The sequence below is a fragment of the Pedobacter sp. D749 genome (assembly GCF_019317285.1).
In the GTDB taxonomy this organism is placed as follows: domain Bacteria; phylum Bacteroidota; class Bacteroidia; order Sphingobacteriales; family Sphingobacteriaceae; genus Pedobacter.
In genome coordinates, this window is the sequence record NZ_CP079218.1 from 561,425 (window position 1) to 581,500 (window position 20,076).

The 20,076-nt window shown below is 37.0% G+C and carries 18 protein-coding genes; 8 read left to right on the forward strand and 10 right to left on the reverse strand.

The genetic code is table 11. From position 1 onward, the window contains the following. Positions 1-536: 536 nt before the first annotated feature. Entirely contained in the window at positions 537-2,756 is a 2,220-nt protein-coding gene (locus KYH19_RS02245; protein WP_219077407.1) for an NADP-dependent isocitrate dehydrogenase, read from the forward strand. 396 nt (positions 2,757-3,152) lie between these two features. Next, positions 3,153-3,560 carry a hypothetical protein gene (locus KYH19_RS02250; RefSeq protein WP_219077408.1) on the forward strand — a complete coding sequence of 136 codons (408 nt, stop codon included), beginning with the start codon at positions 3,153-3,155 and terminating at the stop codon, positions 3,558-3,560. A gap of 114 nt (positions 3,561-3,674) precedes the next feature. Here the strand turns inward: KYH19_RS02250 and KYH19_RS02255 are convergent, their stop codons facing one another. Further along, the gene (locus tag KYH19_RS02255) at positions 3,675-5,498 is read right to left on the reverse strand and encodes a DNA polymerase III subunit gamma/tau (RefSeq protein WP_219077409.1); all 1,824 of its coding nucleotides are present in this window, start codon (positions 5,496-5,498) and stop codon (positions 3,675-3,677) included. Between the two features lie 136 nt (positions 5,499-5,634). On the opposite strand from KYH19_RS02255, the gene KYH19_RS02260 reads away from it, so the two are divergent. Further along, positions 5,635-6,381, forward strand: coding sequence for a hypothetical protein (locus KYH19_RS02260; protein WP_219077410.1), 747 nt, complete (start codon positions 5,635-5,637; stop codon positions 6,379-6,381). 5 nt (positions 6,382-6,386) lie between these two features. Here the strand turns inward: KYH19_RS02260 and KYH19_RS02265 are convergent, their stop codons facing one another. The 3 genes from KYH19_RS02265 to KYH19_RS02275 all read right to left on the reverse strand — a co-directional run bounded on the left by KYH19_RS02265 (position 6,387) and on the right by KYH19_RS02275 (position 10,410). Then, on the reverse strand, positions 6,387-7,145 hold the full coding sequence (locus tag KYH19_RS02265; RefSeq protein ID WP_219077411.1) for a DUF1570 domain-containing protein: 759 nt from the start codon (positions 7,143-7,145) through the stop codon (positions 6,387-6,389). Positions 7,146-7,166: 21 nt separating this feature from the next. Beyond that, positions 7,167-9,470, reverse strand: coding sequence for a TlpA disulfide reductase family protein (locus KYH19_RS02270; protein WP_219077412.1), 2,304 nt, complete (start codon positions 9,468-9,470; stop codon positions 7,167-7,169). Between the two features lie 76 nt (positions 9,471-9,546). Further along, positions 9,547-10,410 carry an AraC family transcriptional regulator gene (locus KYH19_RS02275; protein ID WP_193419849.1) on the reverse strand — a complete coding sequence of 288 codons (864 nt, stop codon included), beginning with the start codon at positions 10,408-10,410 and terminating at the stop codon, positions 9,547-9,549. A 181-nt stretch (positions 10,411-10,591) separates the two neighbouring features. Between KYH19_RS02275 and KYH19_RS02280 the strand changes: the two genes are divergently transcribed. From KYH19_RS02280 to rplI, 4 genes are all read left to right on the forward strand, one after another. After that, entirely contained in the window at positions 10,592-11,185 is a 594-nt protein-coding gene (locus KYH19_RS02280; protein ID WP_219077413.1) for a hypothetical protein, read from the forward strand. A gap of 246 nt (positions 11,186-11,431) precedes the next feature. Beyond that, entirely contained in the window at positions 11,432-11,788 is a 357-nt protein-coding gene (gene rpsF, locus KYH19_RS02285; RefSeq protein ID WP_029283098.1) for a 30S ribosomal protein S6, read from the forward strand. Continuing rightward, entirely contained in the window at positions 11,788-12,051 is a 264-nt protein-coding gene (gene rpsR / locus KYH19_RS02290; RefSeq protein WP_010599582.1) for a 30S ribosomal protein S18, read from the forward strand. Before rpsF ends, rpsR begins: the two co-directional genes overlap by 1 nt. A gap of 12 nt (positions 12,052-12,063) precedes the next feature. Then, positions 12,064-12,507: a 50S ribosomal protein L9 gene (gene rplI / locus KYH19_RS02295; RefSeq protein ID WP_025144599.1), complete on the forward strand. Its 444-nt coding sequence runs from the start codon at positions 12,064-12,066 to the stop codon at positions 12,505-12,507. 90 nt (positions 12,508-12,597) lie between these two features. On the opposite strand, the gene KYH19_RS02300 is transcribed toward rplI, so the two are convergent. The 3 genes from KYH19_RS02300 to KYH19_RS02310 form a co-directional block, all read right to left on the reverse strand. Beyond that, on the reverse strand, positions 12,598-13,953 hold the full coding sequence (locus KYH19_RS02300; protein ID WP_219077414.1) for an ATP-binding protein: 1,356 nt from the start codon (positions 13,951-13,953) through the stop codon (positions 12,598-12,600). Between the two features lie 282 nt (positions 13,954-14,235). Continuing rightward, positions 14,236-14,934 carry an SDR family oxidoreductase gene (locus tag KYH19_RS02305; RefSeq protein WP_219077415.1) on the reverse strand — a complete coding sequence of 233 codons (699 nt, stop codon included), beginning with the start codon at positions 14,932-14,934 and terminating at the stop codon, positions 14,236-14,238. 30 nt (positions 14,935-14,964) lie between these two features. Continuing rightward, a complete protein-coding gene (locus tag KYH19_RS02310; RefSeq protein WP_132395028.1) occupies positions 14,965-15,774 on the reverse strand; it encodes a DUF1080 domain-containing protein in 810 nt (269 codons plus the stop codon). A gap of 188 nt (positions 15,775-15,962) precedes the next feature. Between KYH19_RS02310 and mtgA the strand changes: the two genes are divergently transcribed. After that, entirely contained in the window at positions 15,963-16,691 is a 729-nt protein-coding gene (mtgA, locus tag KYH19_RS02315; RefSeq protein ID WP_132395027.1) for a monofunctional biosynthetic peptidoglycan transglycosylase, read from the forward strand. Between the two features lie 93 nt (positions 16,692-16,784). Here mtgA and KYH19_RS02320 read toward each other — a convergent pair whose 3' ends face one another. From KYH19_RS02320 to KYH19_RS02330, 3 genes are all read right to left on the reverse strand, one after another. Beyond that, on the reverse strand, positions 16,785-19,196 hold the full coding sequence (locus KYH19_RS02320) for an AsmA family protein (RefSeq protein WP_219077416.1): 2,412 nt from the start codon (positions 19,194-19,196) through the stop codon (positions 16,785-16,787). A 97-nt stretch (positions 19,197-19,293) separates the two neighbouring features. After that, entirely contained in the window at positions 19,294-19,575 is a 282-nt protein-coding gene (locus tag KYH19_RS02325) for a YciI family protein (protein WP_255562630.1), read from the reverse strand. A 9-nt stretch (positions 19,576-19,584) separates the two neighbouring features. Next, positions 19,585-20,064: an ABC transporter ATPase gene (locus KYH19_RS02330; RefSeq protein WP_219077418.1), complete on the reverse strand. Its 480-nt coding sequence runs from the start codon at positions 20,062-20,064 to the stop codon at positions 19,585-19,587. Between the last annotated feature and the right edge of the window lie 12 nt (positions 20,065-20,076).

The window sequence follows — 20,076 nt, forward strand, 5'->3', positions numbered from 1 at the left end:
CTCCAAGAACCGTTTATGCTATTGTGCAACTGTTTTTTGATTCTTCTGCCACTTAAGATTGACGGCGTCCTTAGGCAAGGATTGTGGGTTTTTGAATGGAAGCTAGCAAAATGCCTAAACTGATCTTAAATATCTGTGTCCACAGGACACGATATGATAAAAAATCGGAACCGCTGGATCAGGTTTATTTGGTTTTCTGATACTATGCTAATTTTCCGTGTCAAAGGCCTAAGTTTTTAGCCCTGATCGGAGCGGGCATCCCGATTTTTTCTATCGGGATAAAGTGGAGAGCAGGACAAACTTTAAATATAGTAAATGACCCTGCGCTCCCTAAAAACAATAGTATGTTATATTATTATTCACTATGATGAAAATTATGGGTTTTTAATAAATGAATTGTTCATCCAAACCAGAAATAACATTGCGATGTTCCTTAATTCATTCGATTATTTTATCTTTAGGCGATTTTAAAAAGATCGGTTTACAAAGCCATAAACCGATCGGATCATTAAATAAATAAGCAAAATCAATATAACATGTCAAATACATCAAAAATTATCTACACCAAAACCGATGAGGCGCCAATGTTGGCTACTTATTCACTTTTACCTATCGTACAAGCTTTTACCGCATCAGCAGGTATTGATGTAGAAACCAGAGATATTTCTTTAGCAGGAAGAATTTTGGCCAACTTTCCGGAGTATTTAAAAGACGATCAAAAAATTGGTGATGCACTGGGAGAACTTGGTGCTTTGGCTACTACCCCAGAGGCAAACATTATCAAATTACCAAATATTTCTGCTTCTATCCCACAATTGGTAGGCGCAATTACTGAGCTTCAGGCGCAGGGCTTTGCTATTCCAAATTACCCTGATAATGCGCAGAGCGACGAAGAAAAAGCAATTAAAGCTAAATATGCAAAAGTTTTAGGTTCGGCTGTAAATCCGGTTTTACGTGAAGGTAACTCTGACCGTAGAGCGCCTAAAGCAGTTAAAAACTACGCTAAACAAAACCCGCACTCAATGGGTAAATGGTCTGCAGATTCTAAAACCAAAGTGGTTAGCATGACTGAAGGTGATTTTTATGGTTCGGAGAAATCTACAACTGTTGCTGAAGCAAGTCAGTTTAAAATAGAATTTGTAGCTGCAGATGGTGCGGTAACCGAATTAAAAGGTTTATCGCCATTAAAAGCAGGTGAAGTGATTGATAGTTCTGCATTGAGCTTATCGGCATTGAAAACTTTTGTAGCTAAAGAAATTGCTGAAGCTAAAGCTGAAGGCGTTTTATTATCAGCGCACTTAAAAGCAACGATGATGAAGGTTTCCGATCCGATCATGTTCGGTGCTATTGTAGAAGTTTATTTCGCAGATGTTTTTGCTAAATATGCAGATCTTTTCAAAGAACTAAATGTCGATACCCGCAACGGTTTAGGTGATGTGTATGCAAAAATTGCAGGCAATGCAAAACAGGCAGAGGTTGAAGCCGCTTTAGCGCAGGCCATTGAAAATGGACCAGCTTTAGCCATGGTAAACTCTGATAAAGGAATTACTAACCTGCACGTGCCATCTGATGTGATTGTTGATGCTTCAATGCCGGCAATGATCCGCACTTCTGGACAAATGTGGAACAAAGAAGGTAAACCTGAAGATACGATCGCTTTAATTCCAGACCGTTCTTACGCGGGTGTATATACTGCAACCATTGATGACTGTAAAGCACATGGTGCTTTTGATGTAACCACCATCGGTTCGGTACCGAATGTTGGCTTAATGGCTCAAAAAGCTGAAGAATATGGTTCGCACGATAAAACTTTCCAGGCTACCGGAGCAGGAACTATCCGTGTTACCGATGCTGATGGCAAAGTTTTTTTCGATCAGAAAGTAGAAAAAGGCGATATCTTCCGCATGTGCCAGACTAAAGATGCCCCGATTCAGGACTGGGTAAAATTAGCGGTAAACAGGGCACGTTTATCCGAAACTCCAGCTGTTTTCTGGTTAGATGAGCAAAGAGCGCATGATAGAGAAATCATTACTAAAGTAAATACTTACCTAAAAGACCACGATACTGCAGGTTTAGATATCCGCATTTTGGCTCCGATTGAAGCGACCAAGTTTACATTAGAGCGTATCCGTAAAGGTTTAGATACCATTTCGGTTACCGGTAATGTATTGCGTGATTATTTAACCGATTTATTCCCGATTTTAGAGTTAGGAACTTCAGCGAAAATGCTTTCTATCGTTCCATTAATGAATGGTGGCGGTTTATTCGAAACAGGTGCCGGTGGTTCTGCTCCAAAACACATTGAGCAGTTTATAGAAGAAGGTTATTTGCGTTGGGATTCGCTTGGTGAGTTTTTAGCACTTCAGGCTTCCTTAGAGCATTTATCTCAAACTCAAAACAATGCAAAAGCGCAGGTATTGGCTGATGCTTTGGATGAGGCAAATGCTAAATTTTTGGCAACAGATAAATCTCCTGGTAGAAAATTAGGAACGATCGATAACCGTGGGTCTCACTTCTATTTAGCCTTATATTGGGCTGAGGCGTTAGCGGCTCAGAGCAAAGATGCTGATCTGAAAGCCAGATTTGCACCATTGGCTAAAACTTTGTTAGAAAATGAAGCTAAAATTAACGAGGAATTGATCGGTTCACAAGGTAAGCCTCAAAACATTGGCGGTTACTACAACCCTAATGATGAGTTGGCAAGCAAAGCCATGCGCCCAAGTGAAACATTAAATACCTCTTTGGCTAGTTTATAAGCTAAATTGAGTTATCAATTTTAATACGCTTCTAGTATGGAAGTTGACAACTCTTAAAATATTTAGGCGTCCTGATTTAAAAATCTGGGTGCTTTTTTATGAGTTGTCAACTTTAATATGCTCCCGGTACGGAAGTTGACAACTCTTTAATACCCATTTCTGTCTTTATGACACTATCTATTGGATAATGGGTTCTATTACTTCAGGCGATCTTGAGCTTCTATTTATTTAACCGACAGTTACAAATCACATTTTCCATGCGTGAGGACTTGGTTGTATAGCCCGACCCTTGCGCAGCTTGGGGCACGCCCAGATAATAACAAAATTCTTTTACTAAAGAAAAACCTTATCTACACCTCTTTGTTATATCACTATAAATTAAAGGAGAACCATACCATGGCAATTAACGAAAATAAAGGATCGAAGGATAAAATACATAGTACAACAGAAAATAGTGAAATCAATAAGGAAAACCTTGCTTACGATGAAAATAAGCAAAGTTACGAACTCGATGTAAAGGGAACGGACAGCGAATACGATCACCCGATGGGATATGAAACTGTAGCTGCCGGTGCAAAAGATGACGATTCTACTTACGATGAGGCTAACCCTTATATTGGCGATGAATATGCCAGAGATGAAGATATAGCAAACGATGAGCTGGAAGAACTGGGTATGCATGTAGATAACGGAGAAAGTGTTAAACTAAGTCCTGAAGATGAAATTCTTGCCCGTACACCAGAGGATAACCGCGATGATTTAGACGAAGAAGGTTACCCAATTAATGATGAGAAAGAAAAATAGTCAGGAGATCACGTTGGTAAGATACTGATTTGACGAAATAATCATAAATAGAAAAGCAGGATTATACTAAAAGTGTGATCCTGCTTTTTGCTTTGGTTAAAAAACTATTCATTTTTACGGATTAATATCTAAATTAAACCTCCGGCGCAATTCGTCCAGCTTTGGATTTTTGTTTACGAGGTAATCATACTTTTCGCGATTTCCGTAGAGCCTGTTTTCTATCTTGCGCTCCATTAACTTATAAGTAACCTCAACACCAAAGTTTCTAAGCTCGTTCCGTAAAAAATTTAAAAGTTCAACAGACTCTTGTTGTACAAGATGCTCCTGCGTTTTACTCTCTACCGAAATCTCGATTAGCTGAGGATTTAAAAGTGTAGGAGCAAAATTGTTTAAGATGGTAAAAAGATTAATCCGGTCAGTGGCCTTCATCTTTTGGGTAAAGGCATTCCAGACCTCAAGTAAACGGTCGTAACTGAAGGATTCTCTGGCATCGCCCGTAACTTTTTTGGGTCCGTCATCATCATCTCCCTGGGCTACACGTTCCAAATCATTTAACGAAGGGATGAGTGTACTGATTGCGTTTGCCCTTGGAATATTAATACTGATGGAAGTGGCAGATGGTGGCGGACCAACCCGCGGACTTTCCTTTGGCTTTTCTGCTACTGGTATGCTAGGTGAAACAGGAGTATTAACAACAGGTGCGGCGGCTTGAGCGGTATTTTCAACCTCAACTTTTGGCTTCGAGCTTTCAGCCGGCTCAGCTACGACATTAGTTTTTTTTTTATCCTGATCTGCGTCAGTTGCTGTGTTATTAGGGCTTAAAGGCTGTTGAGCTAGATTGACGACCGACCTGATGTGGCACATTTTAATCAGTGCCAACTCTACCTGCAAACGCTGGTTTTTAGAATTCTTATAATTCAGATCGCAGGTATTGGCCAAATTTAATGCCGTTAATAAAAACGATAATTCTGTTTGCCTGCACTGATCAAGGTACTTTTGTTTGATATTTTCACTCACCTCCAACAATTTAATGGTAGCGGCATCTTTACCTACTAATAGGTTCCGGAAGTGACTGGCCAAACCATTGATAAAGTTGTTGCCATCAAAACCATTGTTCAGAATTTCATCGAACAGAAGCAGGGTCTGGCTAACTTCTGCTGCGGTTAGGTAAGAAGTAAGTTTAAAAAAGTAATCGTAATCTAAAATGTTGAGGTTGTCGATTACCGCTTTATAAGTGATGTTCTTATTGGCATAACTGGCAATCTGATCGAACATCGAAAGTGCATCACGCAAACCACCATCTGCTTTTTGAGCAATAATGTGTAAACCATCACTTTCGAAAGCAATATTTTCGCGTTGGGCAATGGTTGACAGGTGGCTGGCAATATCTTCTACCTGGATACGGTTGAAATCAAAAATCTGGCAACGCGATAAAATAGTCGGCAGGATTTTATGTTTTTCGGTAGTGGCCAGGATAAAAATAGCATAAGAAGGCGGTTCTTCCAATGTTTTCAGAAAGGCATTAAATGCACTCTGAGATAACATGTGAACCTCATCAATGATATAGATCTTATATTTTCCCGCTTGGGGCGGTATACGAACCTGCTCAATTAAGCTACGGATATCATCAACTGAGTTGTTTGATGCCGCATCTAATTCGTGAACATTAAAGGAATGCCCGTTCTGGAAAGAAAGACAATTGTCGCATTGACCACAAGCTTCCATATCTGCTGTAGGATTAGTACAGTTAATGGTTTTTGCAAGGATACGTGCGCAGGTTGTTTTACCCACCCCACGCGGCCCGCAAAATAAAAATGCCTGGGCAAGCTGATTGTTTTTAATGGCGTTTTTTAACGTACCAGTAATGTGCTGCTGGCCAACAACGGTTTCGAAGGTGGCTGGGCGGTATTTACGGGCAGAAACGATAAAATTTTCCATCGGCACGAAAATAGGAAAAATTTAGGTGTTGTAAGATTGAAAAGTTGGAATGTGGAAAAGTTGAAATACTGAAATGATTTGTAAAAGATTGCGTAACATTTAAGGATAAAATTAATCTAATTGTAAAACTTTATAAATGAGGATATTAATTTTTATTGGCGCAATAATGTTGTCTTTTGCAGGCACTTCGATGGCACAGGTTGATACTATAAATGCACAAAACCATAAATTGGTGATGAGCAATCTGAAAGAGGGAAAAAACAGTTACCTGGTTTATATGACTGATTCTCTTGAAATGAAACGGACTATCGGAGATATATGGGAGAGAACAACTGCTTTTAAAAAAAGAGATAAAAATGAAGTTGTAGAATTTGGTTGGAAATGGCTTCACAACGATTCACTTTTCGCCGCAGTAACAAACATCTGTGACCGGAAAACAATGTCTCCAATTTATCATTATGCCAGTTATAAACGCAGAGGCGTTTTTGCATACGATTATAAAAATGGCTTGATGCAGCCATCTGATACCGTAAAAAATAATGACGCAATCAAAAAAGGTCCGGTTAAATTAGATATTCCGATCATTTCGTGGGAGCAGGATTTAGAAACTTACCCATTATTGCCAATTAAAAAAGTTGGCCAGCAGTTTGATATTTCCTTTTTCGATCCTAACGAAAAATCAGCATCCTATCATCGTTATGAAGTGGTTGGCAAAGATAATTTGAAATTGAATGCAGATATAACAGCTAATTGCTGGCTGCTTAAAATTAATTACAGCAAAGACAGTTATGCTATTTTCTGGCTATCCGAGAAATCAAAAGAGGTGATTAAAATGAAAGAATATTATAAAGGTAACTACCGTATAAAAGTGAAGCAATATTGATTATATTAATAATACAGGTTGTAAAACTGTTTATATCTTTCTTCAAACTTGTCAAAACTGCCAAAAGTTAGTTCAATAGATTTTTCGGTATCGTAGCCTTGAGTGTTTAGTTTTATTATTTTTTTAAGCAGGTCTGTTCTTTTCGATTTTATAAAAAAGTAGATCATACTATAGGCTGTGTTGTAATTGTCGTCTATACCATGCCCGTAAAAAGAACCGCTATATATTTTAAAGAAATTTTTTAACCTTTCGCTGTCTTTCGAATCTATTCCTGCTTTTATGCTCTTAATTCTGCCGCTTTGCGGGTAAGCGTATAAATTCCCCTCGCTGTCAAAATCCAGCGTTTCGAAAAACTCTGCTAATCCTTCGTTTAACCATTTGGGAGAATTCTTAAAATTAAACTGAAAAATACTATGACTGGCCTCATGGAGTGCTACCGAAATGAAATCGCTGCTCTTGTATACAAAGGCTTCGTTAATTGCGGCAATATAAAATCCGGCACTATTTATTGGTGCGCTGTATGTTTTTTGCGCTAACCGGTAATCTTTATTTTTTCCATAGATGTTTATTTTTACCGGGGCGGTAATGTTTTCTCTTGTCTCAAAAATTTCGTTGCAGAACATGCGTTCGTAAGCAATTAGTTTTTCTATTTTCTTTTGCTCGTTGTCGTTTATCTTGCAATTAACTAAATTAAGGTCAACGTATTGGGCGTAAAGGGGTATACTGATCATATTTGCTATTACAAGCAGCAGAAATTTATTCATGTTACTGTCTTAATTTCTTTGTTACAAGTGTTCTTCTAAAAGTTTTTTAATTTGTCTGTTATCCATAAATCCCAAAGCCGGGTTTACCACTTTGCCTTCTTTATTAATCAGCACTTGATGCGGAATGCCTGTAATTTTAAATTTATCAGCTAAATAGCGCCATTCATCACTTTTTAGCCTATAATGTTGTCCTTTTATAGTGGGCACTAAATTCTGGTAGGCAACCAAAGGCGAGCTTTCATCAGTAATGTAAACAAATACAACATTGCTATCTTTCATTTCTTCTTTCAAAGGCCTGATTTCCGCAATTCCGTTAAGGCAGGGACCACACCATGTTGCCCAAAAATCAACTAAAATAACCTTACCTGCATGTTTGCTGATAATGTTATCTAAAATTTTATCCGCTTCTACTTTTGGTGTTTGGTTTACAAAATATCCTCCGTTTTTTTTATTGGCGATGATCTGTTTTTCGGTATCGTTGTTTCTGAGTTTAATATAATCTTTTACAAACTGATTCTTAATATCTGATAGGGCATAAGGCAAATTGTTCTGGCTGATTGGAGAGAGTTCGCTAACAATTGGTCTTAAAATATCTTGTGCGTTCATAATATCAACCAAAATCCCTTTGTTAATATTAAATGCCGAATCGATTAATTTGATATAATAATTTGAGAAATTTTTTGTGTTAAAGATTTTGATAAAATCACCATGTTCCTGCAACCATGCATCTTGTATGTGTTTATCAGCACTATCTATTTTTAATGAAAGTCCATCTGATGATATCAATTTTTCGAATGATTTGTCTAAATCAGTAAGTGCGATATTACTCGCTTTAAGCGCATGTAACATATCAGCATAATTATGGGTATAGCTATATCTGTCAGGTCTTACTCCCGGTAAAAATTTAAATCTGTTAATAAAGGCATTGTAATTTCCACTAATTACAGAAAGTTCATCATTGATGATTTTTTGGTCGAAAAAATTATAGTAATCATCAGGGTATTTTTCAGCCTTCTTTTTAGTCGCCCTATTTGCAGATTCATAATTCCAGTTATACTCGATAATATGGTTGGCATAACCACATAAAATATCTATCCTTTTAACTTGATAGGCTTTCTCTGAAAGGGTTCCTAGCTGGTGGATGGAGTCTAACCTGGAAAGTTCTGTTTTTTGAAGGTTCAGTAAATAAGTTTTATAATCGTTTGGCTTCATATCAACTATTCTTTTTTGGATGTCTTCATAGTCGAATAAATCAAATTTATTTAAAAGAGAAAGATCCTCATTTAATTGAGCCAGCCCACCTGTATATCTGGTATTTTCATCACCAATAATGACAAAAAGTTCTTTACCAGGCTCCAGGTAGATATCATTTTCATTGACTATATCTGACCTCAGGAAAACTCTTTCGGGTTGATAAATCCCTACTTTGGCCGAAAAATAACCGTTTTTTTGTATTGCTATGATCTGGTTTTCCTGTCCCCCCGATATAATATTGTCTATGTACAACATCAGGGTTTTAGTAGCCAATTTAGGACTGTAGTTTTTAATATAACCACTAAAAGTAGCACTATCGTTTTTGAAGATGGGAAGTTTATAGGTTTCCTTTTGAATAATTCTTTTACAATCTGCCTGGTTTTTGCTTAACTGAACTGTTTTATTATCAATGGTAAGGTTGATCGTGTTGTTTTTTAACCCGCTAATTGAAAGCTGTTTGGTTTCTTTGCCATTAGCAATGGTTATTGATGTAAGGATGCTATTCGGCTTTTTAAGGGTGTTTTTATAAGTCCAAACTTTGTTATCATAAACTACCGATTGATTATAAAAGGCGATTTCGAGATTATTATTGTTTTTATTATACCAGCTCGTATAAATAAAGTTTGGAAGTAAATTTTTGCTTTCCTGCAAGGCAATGTCATAGATTTTCCAGCTATTATCACCCTCTTCTCCATAATCAATACTGGTGGCTTTTGCATTAATTTTTGGAAAAATAAGCTGATACGATACACTACCACTTGGTGGCATATAGTATTGATTATCTAATGGAATGCCAACTGTTTTCCTGATGTAGTATTTGGCGGTACCGGTATTGTCTTGAAGATAAGTGTTTTTAGGTATCCTGATCCATTGCCCGGCAGTATAGGTAGTGGTAAACCATAATACAGTAGCGGTATCTGATGTTACTATTTTTGTGATTTTCAGCGTTGATGAGGCGCTGTTAAAACCAACAAATGGATTGGTTATTGTTTTTTGAGCGTGCAGGCCTACTGTAACTATCGATAGAAAAAAGGCTAGTACAATTTTTTGATGGAGAGAACTGGTTTTCATTGTTTTAGATTGAAAAACAAGTATAACTAAAAAACGGGTTATTGTCCGTTAAATTCTGTTAAATAAGAGTTGTAAACTATTTGATCACTGATTTTAGTTCATGCCTATATTCTGAAGCACTTTTGCCGGTAAATTCTTTAAATAATTTATTGAAATGGCTAAAGTTGTTAAAGCCACTTTCATAAGAAATATTGGCAATGCTGATGGGTTTTTCGGCAAGAAGCTTTGACGCATGCACTACACGATATTCGTTTACAAAATGTGTAAAGGTTTTTTTGGTAATTTTTTTAAAATAACGGCAAAAGGAAGGAACCGTCATACTCGACATTTCCGCCACGTGCTGTAAACTAATCTGTTCCTGGAAATGGTCTTTTACGTAGTTAAAAATCATATTAATGCGGTCGTTATCCTGCACCTGCATTTCCATCGAAAATCCGTCAGCATTTAAGATTTTATAATCTTTCGCATGTTCAAGTTCCTTTAATACGCTGAGTAGCGTTAAAAGTCTTTCAAAAGGCGACTGATCGTCCATCATTTCTATGCTATCGCCAACGGCCCGCATGGTTTCGCTACCAAAGGCAATTCCCGCCTTTGCTTTGTCGAATAATTCGTGGATGCCTTTGATTTCCTGCAGACCTAAAAAGATGTCGCCCAAAAAATCGGGTTTCATCTGGATAACAGTTTCGTTTTTGTTTCCGGTATTGGTATCGGTAAAACCACAATGGGGAAGATTGCTGCCAATGAGGATCAGATCACCTTCGGTATAATAGGACACATGACTGCCGATCTGCCTTTTGCCGGCCCCTCCGTTAACAAACACCATTTCAATTTCAGGATGGTAATGCCAAAGATGCGCCATATTGTTGGCGTTTTCTACATATTTTGAATAATAAAATGAACTTCCAAAAGAAGGCTCAACAACTTCAAAACTTGGCTTCATGTTTTGCTAAATTATTGTTCTAAAATACATAAAAAATATGCTTTATTATGGGTTTTGTTAAAATATCGCATAATTAAGGGTAATATAGCATAGATATTAGCAAATATGCAATCACCTATCTTTCAGAGGCCTCCGTACCTTAGTGCTATAATATAATGATTAACTCTAAAAAATATTGGTTATGAAAAAGTTCTTAAAAATCGGTTTAATAGCAGCGTTATTTTTTACTGCTACGGGTGTACACGCTAACGATGATGATTTTACTTTAAAAGTAAAAGGTGAAAAAGAAAAATTTATTCGTTTCTCTGTAGATAAAGCAGAAAATGTTAATTTATCACTCATTGATGCATATGATGAAGTTTTATTTGAAGAAAACATCCATGCTTCAGCTGCCTCTAGCAAAGTTTATGATCTGAATGAGCTTCCTGATGGAAAATATACGCTTAAAGTAGAGTCGGATGTAAAAGTTGCAAAATATAGTGTGGTAATTAAAAACGGTGAGGCAGTTGTTTCTGAACCGAAAATTTCTAACATATTTAAACCTGTTTATACTAAAAAAGATCAGGTAATTACGCTTAACCTTGAAAACCTGGAGAATAGTCCGGTGGAAGTTAAAGTGTATAACGAATACAACGATGTGGTCTATAGTGAGGTATTCAAAGATAAATCGCAACTGGTAAAGAAATTCAATATCGGTAAAACAGATTCTAAGGAATTAACCTTCGTGGTGAAGTTCAATGAAGAGAGCTTTGTTAAAACGATTGAAACATATTAAACATTTTACAGCTAATTGATATGGGGAGATTGTCGGATAGATGGTCTCCCTTTTTTATTATGTAAGATGGGGAGATGTAAGATGGATGATGTAGTATTCATGGTTTCCATTTCCACCTTCCTTTTACGTTATTACATTTTACCTCATAAAATCTAATTAATCATTTGATTTTAAGAAATATATTGTTACTTTTGCATCCCCGTAATATACCTCGGGATTAAAAAATTAAAAACATAATTTATAACAATGAATCAGTACGAAACTGTTATCGTTCTAACCCCGTTGTTATCTGAAGAGGCTGCGAAAGAGGCATTAGCTAAATTCAAAGCAGTTCTGACTGATAACGGAGCCGAAATTATCCAGGAAGATAATTGGGGTTTGAGAAAATTAGCGTATCCAATTGAGAAAAAATCAAATGGATTCTTCAACTTAACTGAATACAAAGCTTCAGGAGATTTGATCGCAAAATTAGAGCTTCAATTAAAACGCGATGAGCGTGTGTTACGTTTCTTAACTATCCGTTTAGACAAACACGCTGTTGCTTACAATGAGAAAAAGCGTAGTGGTGCTTTTAACAAAAAAACTAAGGAGGTTGCAGCGTAATGGCAAGAGAACAAATACAATACGTAACAGCCCCTAAAGTAGAGGATAACCGTAAAAAATATTGCCGTTTTAAGAAAAACGGAATTAAATACATCGATTACAAGGATGCAAATTTCTTGTTGAAATTTATTAACGATCAAGGTAAATTATTACCACGCCGTTTAACCGGTACTTCGTTAAAATTCCAACGTAAAGTGGCTCAGGCTGTTAAACGCGCCCGTCATATCGGTTTGTTACCTTTCGTTGCTGATCAATTAAAATAGGAGGCTAGAGATATGGAAATTATTTTAAAACAAGATATTAAAGGCCTTGGTGAGAAAGATGATGTAGTTACTGTAAAGCCAGGTTATGGCCGTAACTATTTAATCCCTCAAGGATTTGGCGCTTTGGCTACTTCTTCTGCTAAAAAAGTTTTAGCTGAAAATTTAAAGCAAGCTGCTTTTAAACAAGATAAAATTAAGAAAGATGCTGAAGGTGTTGCTGAGCGTTTAACTGATGTTAAACTTTCAATCGGTGCTAAAGCTGGCGAAAGCGGAAAAATCTTTGGAGCGGTTAACACCATCCAGATTGCTGAAGCATTAAAAGCTCAAGGCTTTGATGTAGACCGTCGTCGTATTACTTTCGAAACTGAACCTAAATTTGTTGGCGAATATGTTGCTAACTTAAACTTACACAAAGAAGTTAAAGTTCAGGTTCCTTTCGAAGTAATCGCTGAATAAGCATTCTTTAAAGAATCAATAAAAAGTCCCGATGAAAATCGGGACTTTTTATATGGAAAACGAATGAGATAAGAGGGATGATGGTGCGATTTACAGAGATTGATTTGTTAGCCATTCGGCATATTCTGCTATGCGTGTTCCCAGGTAGTAAGGAATGTTTAATAACAGATAAGGTTTGCCTGATGGTGTAATTGTTTTTTCTAGCTTAAACTCGCCTCCATATACTCTAATGGCAAAGGGATGCTCTGAGATATCGATGAATTGATGAAGTGATCTTAGGCTTCCCGTACTGCCCGATTTTATTTCAATCGGTATTACAATTTTTTTATAGGCATAAATTAAATCAACTTCTGCGTCAGACTGTTTTTTTTCTCTTACCCAAAAATTGGGCTTGTGAGAAGAAATGCGCTCAATCGATATCAGTTCTTGGGTAAATAAATGTGGAATAACGGCACCTTTGTAGGCTGAACTTAAATCGTCTAAGGCGAGCATTTCTCCTTGAATGCCCAATGAATAGTTGATTAATCCTGTATCTAAAAATTGTAGTCTGGGTGATTTTTTTAAATCAGGAATAATCGGAACCTCCGTATTTGTAGATGGATATATTAACCGGATAATTTTTGCATCATCTAATATCCTAAAAGCCTCTCCAACCTCTCTGGATTTATAATTCGAATTGCCGAAACCTTGAAAAATAACACGCTTATCCAGGAAAAGATGGGCAGTACCCATAACGTGATTAATCGTCCTTCTCGCTGTATCGTTTTGGGTGTATTTTTCTATATCATTTTTGTAGGTTGCCCAAATGCTTTCGTAAACAATAGGTAGATCAGAAAGGTTATGTTCTTCCAAATCAGTTTTTATTATTTCTGGCATGCCTCCAATAATGGCATATCTATGAAAGGCTTTTAATAATAATTTATGGGCAATGGCTTTTATAGGTGTTTGAAGCAGATGTTTTAACAGGTCATCTTTTTTGTTAGCTTGAAGGTATTCTTGAAAATTTAAAGGATATAAGTATAAAAATTCCACCCTGCCAACCGGAAAACTTTTTACTTTTTGTAATACGAACTCCAAAAGGGAACCTGCACTGATTACATGCAGTTCAGGGATTTCTTCGTAAAAATACCTTAGCATTTGTATCGCTTTCGTACTTTCCTGAATTTCATCAACAAAGAGCAAAGTTTCAGCTATTTTATCTGATTGAATTCCATGTCCCAGTAATAATGCTTCAACAATGCTTTGTACATCGTCAAAATCATCAAAATATTGATGGTGTGCAGGTTTCTCAAGATTAAGAAAAATAGCATTGGAATAGTTTTTTGCAAAGCTTTTTATCAGTGTTGTTTTTCCCACCTGACGTGCCCCTCTAATAATCAGAGGTTTTCTATTTTTGCTGTTTTTCCATTGATTTAAATTTTCCTCAATAGATCGTTTAAATGCCATTTTTTGTTTTTTTTGTAACAAAGTCAACCCAAATTTATGAATTTTTTGTAACAAAGTCAGGGCATTTTATTTTTTATTTGTAACAAAGTCAATCCAAATTTCTGTATTTTTTGTAACAAAGTCAGGGCATTTGTAATTTCTGGTAAGGTAAGATAGCTAACAGGATGTTAAATTTGTAAAGTCTACGGGAAACAATTAACGCTTCCCGCAGTAAAAAAATAAGAATAATTTATTCATGTCGTAGAATTAACTACATCTTCCATCTCACATCATCCATCCTTACTATCCCTTTGGCGTTGTTGGTCTGATTTCCACTTTGCTTGGTAGTGTTCTTGCTGGCATGGCTAATAAATCAACAATCAATTTGCCCATATCTTCGGGTTGAATTTTCCAAGCATCATCTTCAGCATTCGGCTGATGATCGTTAAAATGGCTCGCTACCGATCCTGGCATAATGGTACTTACCTTTACGCCATATTTTCTTAAATCGAGCATAACCGATTGGGTAAAGCCTGTTAAGCCAAATTTACTGGCATTATAAGCCGATCCTCCGGCGAAAAAATTCGTGCCTGCCAAACTGGAAATGGTGAAGATATGTCCCTTTGTTTTTTTGATCTCCTCTACCGAAGCTTTAATGCTGTAAAAAACACCAGTTAAATTTGTATCAATGGTTTCTTTCCATAAATTAATATCCAATTCATCAACCGGTGCAAAATGACCAACACCTGCATTGGCAATGAGTACATCCAATTGCCCCCATTTTTCGAGTATCAGATTTACAGCATCCTGCTGAGATTTAAAATCCACAACATCTGCTTCAAGGGCCAATACATCACCATGTGCTACCAGCTGAGATGCAGCCTGGTTTGCGCTGTCTATTGTCCTGCTGGTAATGGCTACTTTATAGCCTTCTTTTAAAAGTGATTCGGCTATGCCGAAACCAATTCCTTTGCTTCCGCCTGTAATTAATGCAACTTTCATGTTGTTGTAACGTATGATATCGTAAAATGTTTAATTAGATTTTTTCTTATTGTGGTGAGGAAGCTCCATGATCTGGATATCTTTAAAATCTACCGGCTGCCCTTCGCTTTGTAAGGCAATAAAACCCTGAGTAAGGGCTTTTCCGTCGATTTTAATTTTCGGATCGTAACGGTTAGCTACCCCGCCACCTATTTGTGGTTTGCTATATTGTAAAACGGTATCGCCATTTATAATATGCGTTACAAGCGAATCGCCAAGAACAATTAGTTCTGCAGATACCCATTGGTCGCCATCGTATGTTTTTGATTTGGAATCCAGGCAATGTCCATCATATAATTTACCTTGATAAAAAATATCTGTACCTGGCGAACACATATTTCCTGTTGGGCGTGGACGGCCATCACTCAAGCCACCTAAAAACTGCATTTCGATCGAAATTGGCCAGTCTTGTTCCTTAGGCATCGTTTTCGGATCCTGAGAATGAAACATCACACCGCTATTCCGCAGGGTGTAACTGGGTGCTCCTTTTTGTAGTTCGCCAACAAAGCGATATTTTAGTTTTAAGTGATAATAAGAAAATGATGTTTTATAATAAAGATGGCCGAACTGATCATTGAAATCGCCATATTGGTCATATCGAACCTGTATAATTCCATCTTCAACCCTGAAGGTATTTCCGAAATTTACATTGTAATCGTGGTGATGGATTTTAACATTCCAGTCTTTAATATCTTTCCCGTTAAAAAGTGTAATCCACTTTTCTGATTGGTTATTGATGTTCTTGCTTGTACTACAGCCCCACAGTGTTACAGCAATAAAAAGATAGCCTAGTTTTTTCATTTGGTTAATTCTGTTTGCGCTATTTTTAATAATGTGAATCACAAAATAAGTAAACAAACTGATTTTAATGCAGGTTAAGGGTTTACCACAGGAATTTTGCATTTTGGTTTTTGTGATGACTAAAAAATTTCGCATCATTCCAGTAATCTGTATTTCCCAACTTCAGTCTCTTTAATTACCTTTACGCCATGGCCAAAACCCGGACAACCAAAGCTAAAAGCAAGACAAAACATCCTCTCTTAAAAAAGATTACCAATATTTTTACGAAAGTATTTTTATATTTTTTGTTGGTGTCTGTGTTTTGGGTGATCGCGCTGCGTTTTATCAACCCACCTATTACCCTTTTAATGGTGCTACGGAATATTGAACGTAAGGCAGATGGTAAGCCTTTTAAAACCGAAAAAAAATGGGTTAAGTTTGATGATATCTCTGATAATATGAAAAGGGCTGCGGTATCTGCTGAAGATCAGCTCTTTTTAACACATATTGGTTTTGACATGAAAGCTATTGAAAAAGCTTTTGCCAGTAACGCCAAAGGGAAAAAGGTAAAGGGCGGGAGTACCATTTCGCAACAAACGGCTAAAAATGTTTTTCTGTGGCCTGGCCGATCGTGGATAAGAAAAGGTTTTGAAGCTTATTTTACTTTACTTATAGAGCTGTTTTGGAGTAAAGAGAGAATATTAGAAGTTTACTTAAACGTAATCGAAATGGGCGATGGGATTTATGGTGCCGAGGCTGCTGCACAGGAATATTATGGTAAATCCTGTACAAAACTAACCAAGAAACAAGCCGCTTTAATTGCTTCGTGTTTTCCAAATCCCAGAAGGTGGACACCTAAAAATGCAACCCCATACATCAGGCATCGACAATACCTGATTTTAAGAAATATGAACAGGTTAGGGCCGCTGGATTTTTAATGATAGAATTGTGAAGGATTGAATGAGAGAATGATCGAATTTGAATGAAAAGTATAAACACATTCAATCATTCAAAACTCTCTCATTCAATTATTAGTCGTGATCCTTATTCCACCTGATCTTTATTCCGCCTTTTTCGTCATCAATAGCTTTTAAGTGCAATACGATTCCACGCATACGGGCTTCTCTTTTTTCCGATCTGGTTAGGTTTTCATCTCCTTTCGGGTTTCTCAGTGGAATATCCATCTCTACATTTGTACCACTTCCTAAAGCGTAAATACCTTTTACGTTAAAGTTTAAGGCGCTGGAGTTTACCTGCATCGGACTTATTTCTACTTTATCGCCACGCACGTTTAGTGTTCCATCAAGGTTTTTGATTTCTACGTTTGACAGGTTCCTGTTGGCAAAAGCAAATTTTCCAACCTTAACCATCGGATCGAAATTAACGAGTGCGGCATTGTTCAGATTGAACACCACTTTCCCGTTTATTGATCGTGGAAGAATTTTTCCTGTGTGCGATATTTTTCCGGAAATGTTAGCCAACGCTGATAAATAACCTTTTAAATTTTTATTGGTAATGGTATTCTGTCCGAAATTGTCAAACGAATAAAAGAAATCTTTCACACTTACATGGCTGATCTTTGAGCTGATCTTAAAACTATTTGAAGCCGTTTCCTGCATAATATTTCCGTTTAGCGATAACTGACCGCCGGCATGTGCCACGCTTATTTTGTTGAAAAATATACCCCCTCCCCGCAAAGAAATGTCGGCATCAAGGTTTTTAGCCAGGAAATTATCATAAATGGCTTTATCAACCGTTAAACGGATATTCATTTTAGAAAGTTCCAGCACATTACTCAGCTCTTTGGAAACTACTTGTTTGTTTCCATTCGATTTTTTCTTTGCTGTTCTTGGTCCTAAGAAAGGTAAAAATTCTTTTAGGTAGAGTTGAGGACTCGACATTTTTAAGTTCACCAATATTTTTTCGGGAGCAGTATAATACAGGTTGGCAAAATTGGCGATGCTACAGCTTACATTAAGTTCGCTTTTGCCCAATTGGAAATGCCCGTTCTGGATCGATAAATCGTTCTGGTTAAAATTGATGTTTAAGGCACTCTTTACCAGGTGTAGCTTCCTGGGAATGTAAAGAATGTCTGCATCGGCAATCTGTATTTTACCCGAAACAACTGGCTTTGTAAACCTGAAGTTGTCAATATCAGCCTTGCAGTATAATCTTAAATTGGCTGTTCCGTTTTTAAATTCAAAATCGTTCGTACCTAATGAATTGTTTAAATTAGATAGGGGGAACTGCGAGGTTACCAATCCGGTGGCAATTGGACGGGCTAAATTATTTACCGTGAATGTATCGATCTTAAGCGGCGCATTAAAATATTTCGCAGTAAGCTTATGGAACTTGATAGATGAGTTTTCATCACCAATAATACCGCCAACGGTATCCTGGTTGGTAAAGGAACCATCGAAATTACAAGCCGTTAATTTACCTGCCGGAATAGAAACCACATTGTCTCTCACCGTTATGCCTACTTTAATCAACGGATCTCCATATTTGCCTGATCCGTCATCAACAATATTTCCCCTGATATTGATTGGTTTTTCTATCCCGAACTTTAAGAGTTTGGAAGAGATATTGGGCGATAGGAGTAAAGCAACATCTCTGAATAAAATATCATCTACAGCTACACTAATAGCAAAAGCAGATTTATCTAATTCTATTTTAGCACCGATTTTAAAAGGATGCCCACCAATTTTTAAGATTTCGGGATTTAGTATCACTGCGTCAAGATCCCGGCTGTAACGGGCGTTTAAGGTGCCTTCCAGGGTTTTATCTTTCAAAAAGCTACCTTTTCGTGTATTGAAAGCGAAACTGTTTACCTTAGTCGTTAACTTGATTTTACCTGTCCAGCCGCTATCAGGGTAGTCCATTCTGCCCTGGATCTGATCGATGTCGAAATTGAATAGCTTAAACCTTTTTTTATTGTCTAATATCAAGCTCACCTTGTTAAAATCAATCTTTTTAACTTCCAGTGCGGAGGATTTTGGCGATGATTTTTTATCAGTTTTAGGTTTACTTTTAAAAATACTGGTGTTGCTGTAGCCTGTAGAATCGGTGTAGATGTAAATAGATGCATTGTTAATGGCAATCTGTTTAATGTTGATATTGCCCACAATAAGCGAAAGTACATTTAGCGATACATCTATATCCTGCGCTTTTAAAAGATCGTGTTTATGTTGGTTCCATAGGCTATCTCTTAATAGAACGCCATTTAAGGATACCGAAACGCCCGGAAAGCTTTTTAGAAGCGTAGGTTCCATACTGGTGGCCGTAATCTGTCCGTTTAAATTTTTATTGAGTTGCGAGAGGATAGAAGCCAGCACTTCTTTCTTGTTGCGACTAATGTAAAACGCACCCGCCAGCCAGGTTAATATAATTAGTACAACTAAAACGGATAAGATTTTTAAAGAGATTTTAAGCCAGCGCTTCATACACATTATTTGATTTAACAATATAATGTTTTTTGTTCGCTAATTGTTTGGCTTACAGTAAAAAATAGCTGCAATAGCAACAGGTAGTCTGAATGAGTTAGCCTAAAAGAGATTCCAGGTCAGGATGGTACTGTGAAGTTAGGAAATGTGTAATCGTGAAATCAGCCAAACGGTGTTTATAAAAGGGATCCTCCATCAGGATTTTTTTCAATTCAGCCTCATCTTTAGCCAGGGCCAAAATGATTCCACCGGTTCGGGGCACCTTTCTGCCCGAAGCTACAAAAATGTTTTTTTTATAGTATTTCTTCAAATATTGTACATGCGCTTCCATATGCGCATCTAACTCGCCTAGCGGAACAATATATTTAAGATCTACGATGACACAGGCTTAAAGTAAATGTGCAAAAACGGAAGAATGCCAGCTGTTTTGAAAAGGAACTTCCCATTTAGATTCAAGCTCAGCCAGGTTTTGAACCATATTGTTAAATACAGTCGTTTCTGACGTTACCTGCTTTATATTTACCAGAGTTTCAAAATCTTCTTTGCTGTTAACCACAACTTCTCCATTTACTTTATAGGCAATGTTGAAACGGTTAAAAAGGTCTACATGATACTCCTGCTCAATTTCTTTAATTAAACGAACAGAGCTATCAATAGAGCAACCGGTAACACCAGCTTGACTTTCATCTACTGTTAAGATAATAAAAAAGCCATAGCGTATTTCTGCTTTTGCAAGCAATTCATTTCCATGCGCTTTCCACTGGTTAGTAAAAGCTGCCAATTTGTTTAAGATCTCAGTTTCTTCAGTAGAAGTAAATTTGCGATCGCTTTGGTATATCCAAACTCTTGATTGTGGAGAAAAACTCATATACAAATTTAT